Raw genomic sequence first — 10,246 nt, forward strand, 5'->3', positions numbered from 1 at the left:
CATAGCCATACCCGAAGCTGAGAACGGTGTTAACGCTGATGAGATTGCCGGTGGCATTCAAACCCAAATCACATTGCCTACAGGCACCTTAGACGGGGATAGCATTACTCTAACCGTGATCCCAGCGGGTGGTGGCACACCAATACAGATCACTCACGTTGTCACTGACACTGAAGCCACAGCTGGCCTCTCAGAAGTTACGATACCCAATGACCTAAATGGCATCACCGCTGACGGTGACTATAGTATCGTGGCTATTGTCATAGACAAAGCGGGTAACAGTAGTGCACCAAGCACCGCATTTGATATCACTGTAGATACTGTTGCATTACTAACAGTCGATAAGCCAATCGCAGGTGATGACATTGTCAATGCTGTCGAAGCTGTCGAAGGTTTTAATGTGACAGGTACCGGTACTGCTGGTGATAAGATTACCTTAACCAATGGATCAGGCGATCCAATTGGCACTGTTAAAGTTGGCGATAACGGTAAATGGTCTATTGCGGTCACTCAAGAAGATGTCAATAACATGGACCTAGGGCTAGAAACTTTGAAGATTACTGCTAATGATCTAGCAGGTAACGTTAGTTCTGAGACCGCCGATATTACCATTGTTCCCGCTGATAAATTAACCATTACTTCACCGATTGCAGGTGACAACATGGTTAATGCTGAAGAAGCGGATACTGGTTTTAATGTAACAGGTACTGGTACGGTAGGCGATACCATCACATTAACTAACCAAGCAGGCGCTACTATTGGTACTGCTAAGGTAGGCCTTGATAACAGATGGAGTATTAATGTTGATTCAGCGCAAGTGGCTGCGATGGGAGAAGGGGCAGAAACCCTGACGGCAACATCTACAGTCAGCTCAGATTTTACTAGCGCGATGATTACTATTGATACCGTTGCTCCTGATAAAAATACTACTGAGATTATCGTTGATAATATAACGGCTGATAACATTATCAATGCTATAGAAGCTGAAGGTAATATCGCGATTACAGGCACCGTTTCTCGCGATTATAGTGAAGGCGATGCTGTAACGATAAAGGTCAATGGTATCGACTATGCAGGTGCCGTAGATTTCGCTGGTAAATTTAGTGTTGAGGTTCCAGGTACTGAGCTCGTGGCAGACTCTGATAAAACCATTGAAGTTAGTGTCGTTGCGACAGACAAAGCCGGTAATACTGGCATTGTAAATACCACCAAAAACTATAACGTCAACACAGATGAAATCATCGCAGCGGCTGACAATTTTGTTGATTTCCAATTAGATGCTACGCCATTAGAGATAGTCAATGAAACACCATCAGACTTGAATAAGACAGGGTTTACCGTTGTTGGTGCAAGTTTAGGTCCTGTCCTTGGTGCAGGCGTTGCCGCTGATGTCGTTAAAAACTCAGTGGTGCTTGAAGTGGGTGAAGATCAAGTCCGAGAAGTAACCGTTAAAGGCAACGCAGGCGGTATTCAAGTTGCTGGTACCATGGATTTAAGCTTATATAAATTGAATGAGTCCACAAATGAATGGGAGCTACAGGAAGTCAAAGAAAACTGGGTGGTGTCTTATTTACTTGGTGGTGTGTCTAAGGATACGGACTTTAGCTTAGATGAAGGACAATGGTTATTTGTGATGTCAGGAGGGGAGGGTATCTCAGCATTAACAGGCTATACGCTCGAATTTGAAAAAGATGTCGTTTTAGACTATTCCGAAGCAACAGCGATCAGTGGTTCAGTGACAGGCAATATTTTAGCGGATGATGACTCGAGCTTTAGCTATGATGAATTGCCAAGTGGTACCACGGTTACCTCTATTACCTCACCTGATGGTATACAAGAGGTCGAATCAAGTAATACAATCGTTCAAGGGCAATATGGCACCTTAACTATCTCGCCTGATGGTAGCTACGAGTATAGTGTCAATGAAGACTTCCGCGGGCCGTATGGTAGTGAAGAAAGCTTCACTTATACGATTACATCACCTGACGGTAATACCGCTTCTGCTGAGCTTAATATTCAGTTAAACATTCTTCCTGCGGACAAGCAGATTAAGATTGATGAAAGCTTAGTAGTCGATATTGAACCAACTGTCATCTTAGACACCACGAACTCTGAAATTAAAGATGCCGTTGGCTTTGGGGTCCTTGATTTAAGCTTTGGCTCGTCATCAGTGTTGGATCTTGAGCTGTTAGGAGGTAAGCCACCACTTGAATTTACTGTTGGTGACAATCAAGTTCGTGAGCTTACCGTGCACGGCAGCGCTGGTGGGGTAGAGCTTGCAAAAACGTATAGCATGGCCGTTTACAAGCTTGACGAAGATACTGGACAATATGTGCAAGTACACTTTGAGAAAAACTGGTTTAACGCGCCATTCCTAGGAGGTAAATCAAATCCTTTGACTTTACAGTTTGGCGAAGGAGATTATAAAGCAGTTTTATTAACCGCAGGCGGCGTAGGCGTGCTCAGCGGCAATGGCTTATATGTAGATCGCGATATAATCTATGATTATGACCAACCCTCCGAGTTTATGGGCGAGATCACAGGAGATGCTACCCCAGATGCAGACACTGTAATACTTAAAGTTGGTGAGGAGCATATCACATCAGACGCCACCATGACTGTTCAGGGTCAGTACGGACAGCTGACAATCGATGCAAATGGCAACTACACTTATAGCGTAAGCAGTAACGCCACTGAACCTGCCTGGAAACCGCCCTATGGTGAAGTTGACTCATTCAGACTGGTAACTCAGGACGCAGATGGTAAAGCTGCTGTTGAAACCTTAAATATCAAAATCGGCACGCATACTGCGGTTGATGATTTTAATGCCCTTAAAGTCAGCGAGCAAAACCTTGAAACGTCAGATAAGATCATCAATGGTGTATCAGCGGCAACTAAAAATATTTCTCGAGATTTTACGGTTGCTGAGGATACATTGACCAGTGCGACCCTAAAAGTCGATACCACTACCATTGGCACCAGATTGGAGTATTCAATTATTGATAAAGATACTGGCGAAGTTGTCTCGACAAATAAGGGTAATGTTTCTAGATCTTTGGACGTCACTATCGATAACCTAGCGCCTGGCAACTATACCATTGAAATTAAACGAGTAGCGGGCCTTGGGCATTTAAGGATTAATGGTTCTGAATTTACCACCAAGTCATTCCATTTAGATGAATACATGGCTTCTGATATCGCTCCGGTAGAGGGCTTGCTGCTTGAAAATGACGCAGGCATAGGCAATATCGCTGAACTGAAAGTGGGCAGTAAGTCAGTCTTTATCAGTGACCCAAACCAAGGCGCAAAATCGATCGATATTGAAGGCTTGTATGGCACTTTGACCGTTAATAAAGACGGCAGTTACAGCTATGTACCGAATGGCAAGGAATTCGGTGTTGAAAACTTTACTTACGAAACGATCTCTGTAACGGGCGTCAAAGAAACCGCTACCTTAGAAATTAACGTCGGCAAAAATATCGCCGCCTCTATTTACGATGATACGGCGATCAGTTCTGCCGCTGATGATAGCTTTACCATGGGAGCGAGGGCTGATACTGTCATATTTACTAACTTAGGCGGTTCAGAAGGCGGCAGTGGTAACAATGGCCTTGATACTTGGACTGACTTTGATGCCGCCCAAGGTGACAAAATTGATATTTCAGGATTGCTTGATGGTAATCAGACGGCAAGTATCATCAATAACTATCTTGCTTATGAAAATGGCGTTCTCATGGTCGACCGCAATGGTAATTCTGAGTTTGAAGCACTATTAGAAGTAACAGCCACCGATTTGGATACATTGTTGGGCAGTATCGAGTGGCAAGCAGACACGGCAGGAATATCTACCTTTAGTATTGGTGCCATTGGTGAGGATACCATTAGCCTGGTCGATAGCAGTTTTGACTCACCGCTAGTAGGGCTAGATGAAGCGTTTGTTGATTTCGACTTGGCTCAAGAAGCTCAAAACATCAGCTTATCTGATCTCCTTGAACCAGAAGTAATTGATATCAGTGGTTCTGGTATCACTACGTTAGCAGCCGAAGCAAGTGATGGTACCGCTGATCTACAAAGCAGTGACTGGGCTGGTAAAGAACACATATCCATGGATGGTTCGGAGCAAGCACACAATGCTTGGCAAATAGATAGTAGTTTATCTTCTCAGTTTTATATTGATACAGACATGGCCCATGTTATCTAGTGTTTTCACAGCCTTAAAAACGCTTCTCGTTTGAGAAGCGTTTTTTACGCTCTTTTTTATTCTTAATGTTAAAAGTCAATTGGCTTTCAAAACGATTGTCGCTTTGAATCATTTCTATCTTTAAATCAATTTTATACAGTCACCTACATAAATTTAATATGAAAAATCTGCTTAGCCAACGTGACGCATCTTATAGCTGGATGCTATGCCTTCGAACCCTGTGTTTGACTATTTGTCTGTATCTTTCGGTGACGGCGCAAGCAGCTATCAATAGCTTACAAGTTGATAGCTTGATTACCCAAGCCATTCAAACCCATCCTTTAGTAGGATCAGCCAAAGCCAATCAGCAAGCGACTACAGAAGGTATTAATGCGGCTAAGCTTAATTTATTACCAACACCAAGTGTAAGTTCGGGATACGATAGAGACAACGATTTTGTCTCACAAATCGCCATCGGTCAGCCTTTATGGACAGGTGGCAAATTAACAGCAGATGTCAATCAAGCCATATTTGATGATAAAGCAGCGGTTGAGCACATTTACGAACAACAAAACTTGGTAGCCAAAACGACGATTGATGCTTGGCAAAGTTATATTCAAGCTATCGCAAAACAAGACCTTCATGCTGAAAACTTAAAAGAGCTCAATAACTTTGAAGCCATGATGCAGCGACGCGTCAATCAAGGCGTCTCCGCTCGTATTGAGCTTGACTTAGTGACCAATCGTATTTTGCAAGAGCAGACTGCTTATCAAGCAGCGGTTGAGCAGCAGCGTATTGCGGCCGCTAGAATTGAGCAGATTACTGGGCAGCGATTGTCTCAAGTCAGCGTAGTGAGAGCTCCCAATATTAAGGAGCTTGTCAATCAGGCCAAGCAGCAATCTAGAAATTTTGAAAAGATGGTGTTTGAACAAGCCAGTTTTTATAATCCTACGGTTGTTAAAGAGCATTTTCAAATTGAATCTGCTAAGCAAGGCGTCGAAGCTCAAAAAGCAGCAAGATATCCTACTGTTTATGCGCAATATGAACATGATTACTACCACGAAGACCGTGAGAATGATGGCACGTTCTCTTTGGGATTAAGCTATACACCTGGCGCTGGATTCTCAAACTTAGCGTTGGCTCGAGCATCACAAGCGCAGGTCAATAGTCTGATGCAGACCCAAGAAGCTGCCCGTCGTAATGTGATAGAAAATATCCAAGTACAGTATCAGCAATTTGTCAGTGCCAAGGATAGAGAGACTTCACTGGTTGCCGCTGTGGCTGGCGCCCAGATTGTCGTTGGCTCCTATCGCCGTCAATTTATCGCTGGACGTAAATCATGGCTGGAAGTATTAAATGCGGTTCGTGAGCATAACGACTATCAGGTTCAGTTATTACAAACGCGAGCAGATTTGCTTGGCGCATTTTATAAGTTACAAGTCGATTTTGGCATCATGCCATGGCAAGAGTTTTCTCATAATCGCAAACCGATGACGCTGTTTCGGCCAACAGATTCTGTAAAAGAATGGATAAGTAAGTAACATGAGATAAACTCGAATCACAATCTGAGTTATAAGTTAGAGATGGATTAGAGTGAGATCAGACTATTTTAAATATTAAATAAGCGATGAGTATGACTCCACATTTGCAACCGACAGATAATACCGCTAGTCATCAAGGCGACCAACAGCTTAGTCTTGATCAAACTGATGTAAGTAAGTCGCTAATAGATGCGATTAGGCACTTACTCAGCCAACAAGGATATCCGATAGATAATATACGTCTGAACGATGTGACTCATCAACACACCTCGCTTAATCACTCTAAGTTAGAAGACGTGGTTGCTGTTCTAAAAGGTATTGGCATAAAAGACATGCCAGAGATATTAGAGCAACCAGACGCCGCTTTTTTGCCCTTGCTAGCGTATCGGCAAGACATAGGCTGGGGCGTTATTGACAGCCAGACCCCACAAAAAACTTGGAATTTTCGACAAGAGAATAATCACGTTTACACGCATCGTGATGAGCTAGCGTTAGTTTTAAGGATTCGCTTAAAGGACGATCATATTAAACAGCGTAATGCTTCTTTTTCTGATTTACTCAAGTCCGATTTGGGAAATTACAAAGGCATACTGTTTGAAGCCATTATCGCTACTTTTTTAATTAATATGTTGGCCCTTGCGGTGTCATTATTTTCGATGCAAGTTTACGATCGGGTGATTCCGACACGTAGTGAATATACGTTGATTATTTTAGCCAGTGGCGTATTTTTAGTCATTCTCTTTGAAGCGTTTATGAAGTTTTCACGTTCAAGAATTATGGACAAGGTGGTTGTCGGTCTTGATCAATATCTGTCTCGTGAAGTTTTTCAGCGATTGCTAAAAGTTCGTATAGACCAGATGCCAGGCTCGGTAGGTTCTATGGCAGCTCAGCTACGAGGCTATGAGCAAGTTCGAAGTTTTTTTACGGCCAGCACTTTATTTGGCTTGGTTGATTTACCGATGACCATTATTTTTATCATCTTAATAGCGTTTATTGGTTCACCCTTTGTCGCACTCGTTCCTATCATCGCCGCGGTCATTGCCATAATAATGGGGCTATCAGCTCGCAAGCGTATTGATGCCATCGCAGCCGAAGGGGCGACGGCGTCTTATTATAAGACGGGGCTATTGGTAGAAGCAGTTGAGGGCGTGGAGACCATAAAAGCGGGCGCGGGTAATTGGAAGTTTTTATCACGCTGGCTTGATGTTATGAATGTCACGGTCAAAAACGATTTGGACATGAAGCATGCTAATGATAATTTAACGTATTTTACCCAAATGCTCCAGCAGGTTAGCTATGTCGGTATCGTGATCATAGGCTCATTTGTGGTCATGAAAGGCGACATGACAATGGGCGGGTTGATTGCGTGCTCTATATTGGGCGGAAGAGTGTTGGCACCGGTCATGGCACTGCCTAATTTACTCGTGCAATACTCTCATGCCAAAGCAGCTAAGTTAAATATCGAAACCCTGTTTGCGTTGGAGCAAGATAACCATGACGTTGCTTATCCTTTATCTCCTAGCCGGATAAAAGGCTTTTATCAGTGCGATAACTTGGTATTTAATTATCAAGACAATGACAGACCTGCCATCAATATCAACAAACTCACCATTCGTTCAGGAGAGCGTATCGCGATACTAGGACCAATAGGGTCAGGCAAATCTACTTTGCTTAAGGTACTGGCAGGATTGTATGCCCCAACCAAAGGACGAGTATTGTTAGATAGTCTAGATATACACCAAATAAGCCGCGAAACCTTAAGTGAGCGTTTGGGGTATTCGCAACAAGATCATCGATTGTTTCAAGGGACGCTAAGAGAAAATTTATTGATAGGAATGCCAGCGCCTGACGATGATGTGTTACAAGAAGCGTTGATAAAAACAGGATTAATCAACCTCGTTTCTAGCCATTCAAGTGGGCTAGACTTACCGATTAGTGAAGGCGGACGGGGGCTGTCAGGAGGACAAAAACAGCTGGTTGCTTTTACGCGCTTACTACTAACTCGGCCCAATGTGTTTTTGCTCGATGAACCAACGGCTGCAATGGACAATAGACAAGAGCAGCACTGCTTACGCGTGTTAAAGCAGGAGTTAACAGACGGTCAAACCTTTATTGTGTCTACGCACAAAACCGCGCTCCTAGAGCTGGTGGATAGGATTATTATTATGGACAATCAACGCATCATTATCGATGGTCCAAAACAAGCTGTCCTTGAAGAGCTAAGGAATAATGAACAAGCGAAAAAGTCGTCCGCTCAGGCCACAAATAAAGCCGTTAAAAATAACCTTGCTAAGCCCAAAAATCTGTTAAATACCCAAGGTCAGTAAGTATGTCAGAATACAAATATACACCCACGCAGCTAAAAGTTGGCCGATCACGATTGAGTATTTGGATTGCTTTGGTGGGTATAATTATTCTGATTATATGGGCGTCGTTTGCCAAAATTGATCAGGTCACTCGTGCTAAGGCCACAGTGATTGCCAGTGCTCGAACTCAAGAGATTCAAGCTTCAGAAGGTGGTGTTTTAACGCAGCTTGCAGTGGTTGAAGGTCAAGAAGTGAAAGCGGGCGATTTGCTCGTTGTTTTAGAAGAAGAGCGCGCCAAAGCTGCCGTAGATAACTCCGCCTCCAAAATCGCTGCTCTTAAAGCAAAGCTGGCTCGGCTCAATGCTGAGATTTTTGATAAACCTCTTGTATTTACTGAGGATATCAAAAATTATCCAGAATACGTCCAAAATCAGAGAGCGTTATACAATCGTCGTCGCCAAGCTATTAATGAAGAAGTATCATCGCTTCAAGCTATGCTCGTGTTAGCAAAAAATGAGCTGAGTATGAATGAGCCGTTATTAGAATATGGCGATGTCAGCCAAGCAGATGTGATTAAACTACGTCGCCAAGTCGCTGAGATCGATGCTCAGATTAATAATAAGCGTAATAAGTATTTTGAAGAAGCGCAAGCAGAGATGACTAAAGCGCAAGAAGAGCTTGATACTGAGCTTGAACAACTACGAGATAGGGTTCAAGTATTAGAAGAAAAACGTTTAATGGCGCCTACTGATGGTAAAATAAAAAACATCAATGTGACTACTATCGGTGGCGTTGTTAAGCCTGGGGAAGTGATTTTACAAATTTTACCGACAAGTAGTGACTTGGTTATAGATGCAAAGGTTAATCCTGCTGATATTGCTTATGTTAAAGAAGGTCAAGACGCTACGGTCAAGTTAGATGCTTATGACTATTCAATTTTTGGGGCGATGGAAGGCACAGTGAGTTATATCAGTCCAGATACCTTAATTGAAAAAACCCCTAAAGGAGAAGAGCCTTATTATCGAGTCTTGGTTGTGATTACTGGCGCCGAATACAAAGAGCGTGAAGATGAGATAGTCATCAAACCAGGAATGACAGCTTCTGTCGATATTAAAGCGATGAAACGTACAGTCTTATCTTATCTAACCAAACCTCTTACTAAAACACTGTCAGAAGGAATGGGGGAACGTTAAGTTGGAAGATGGTGAAAAGTTAACTATCGTTTTAGGTATTAATAAAACACTATACTAACTGTTTTTAACGGAAAGTTTATACAAGATCATTGATATATTTATTGATATAAGGCGTATTACAATGCAACAAAGACAGAATCCTATGGAACAAACGCCAAACGCGGTAGAGCATCAGCCGGTATTTATGCCTAGAGTCAATAGTGACAATTTGGTCAAAACGGATATGGTGAGGTTTGAGCGCCACGTGGGGTTTGCCAGTAGACAAAAGAAAAAATCCATCAATGATATGCATCAAGTGATTCGCAAAAAATATGGCTTTAGCCATATTTTAGAGCTGTCTAGCAAATCTGGCAATAAACTCAGTTTCCCGCTCAGTCCATTAAGCTTAAAAATTACCAATGAGCATGACGGTCAAGCCTATAGTGTCGAAAATGCTTTGCAAGCCAGTAAAGTGTTCGAGAATGGTGGGCCGTATCTTGACTTACTGACCGTCGCACCAAGACAGGCCAAAAAAGACGAGCGTTTAACAACCTCTGATGAGCTGATTGGCTATGATTATTTTGGCATGGAGTGGAGCCTTGAGCCATTGACTGCGTTTTATGATTGGCTGTATGTCAATGCGCTCAAGCAAAATCCTCAGCTGCATGAAGAGGTTATGCAGTATCAGGCCTTTACCGATCGTGAGTTTAATCCCAAAAAATCTATCCATTGTGCGGCCTATTCGCTAGCGATGTTTGTCGCGCTCAATAAACGTGGCTTGCTTGATGGCGTTGAAGACCCGATTGTGTTTTATGATTTATACCATGACTTTAAAGTCAGTAATACGGCTAAACTTCTGGAAAATGGTTTGTTGTGATGGGTGTTTTTAATTAAGTTTTTGAACATAAAGACAGTTAAGTATAAAAAAAGCACCGAGCTTGCATGGCTTGGTGCTTTTTGTTTTAGCGTGGAGGTTTTATTTCTAATTCATAGCCAGTACTTACAGCAACTCTTTACGCAGCTGGGCAGGCGTTTTAGGCGATAACA

Annotated in this window: 5 protein-coding genes; all 5 read left to right on the forward strand. The window is 42.7% G+C overall.

The genetic code is table 11. From position 1 onward, the window contains the following. Window positions 1–4,201: BapA/Bap/LapF family large adhesin (locus V7D75_RS00835; protein ID WP_333613015.1), on the forward strand; the 4,201-nt coding region annotated here is incomplete at its 5' end. Window positions 4,202–4,425: 224 nt separating this feature from the next. Next, window positions 4,426–5,721, forward strand: a complete 1,296-nt coding sequence (locus V7D75_RS00840) for a TolC family protein (protein WP_333613016.1) — start codon at window positions 4,426–4,428, stop codon at window positions 5,719–5,721. 92 nt (window positions 5,722–5,813) lie between these two features. Further along, window positions 5,814–8,048 (forward strand): type I secretion system permease/ATPase, encoded by a 2,235-nt coding sequence (locus V7D75_RS00845; RefSeq protein ID WP_333613017.1) that lies wholly within the window; start codon window positions 5,814–5,816, stop codon window positions 8,046–8,048. 2 nt (window positions 8,049–8,050) lie between these two features. Then, the gene (locus V7D75_RS00850; protein ID WP_333613018.1) at window positions 8,051–9,220 is read left to right on the forward strand and encodes an HlyD family efflux transporter periplasmic adaptor subunit; all 1,170 of its coding nucleotides are present in this window, start codon (window positions 8,051–8,053) and stop codon (window positions 9,218–9,220) included. A 142-nt stretch (window positions 9,221–9,362) separates the two neighbouring features. Beyond that, the gene (locus tag V7D75_RS00855; RefSeq protein ID WP_333613021.1) at window positions 9,363–10,076 is read left to right on the forward strand and encodes a DarT1-associated NADAR antitoxin family protein; all 714 of its coding nucleotides are present in this window, start codon (window positions 9,363–9,365) and stop codon (window positions 10,074–10,076) included. Window positions 10,077–10,246: the final 170 nt, after the last annotated feature.

The sequence above is a fragment of the Psychrobacter sp. genome, from assembly GCF_036731945.1.
GTDB lineage: Bacteria > Pseudomonadota > Gammaproteobacteria > Pseudomonadales > Moraxellaceae > Psychrobacter.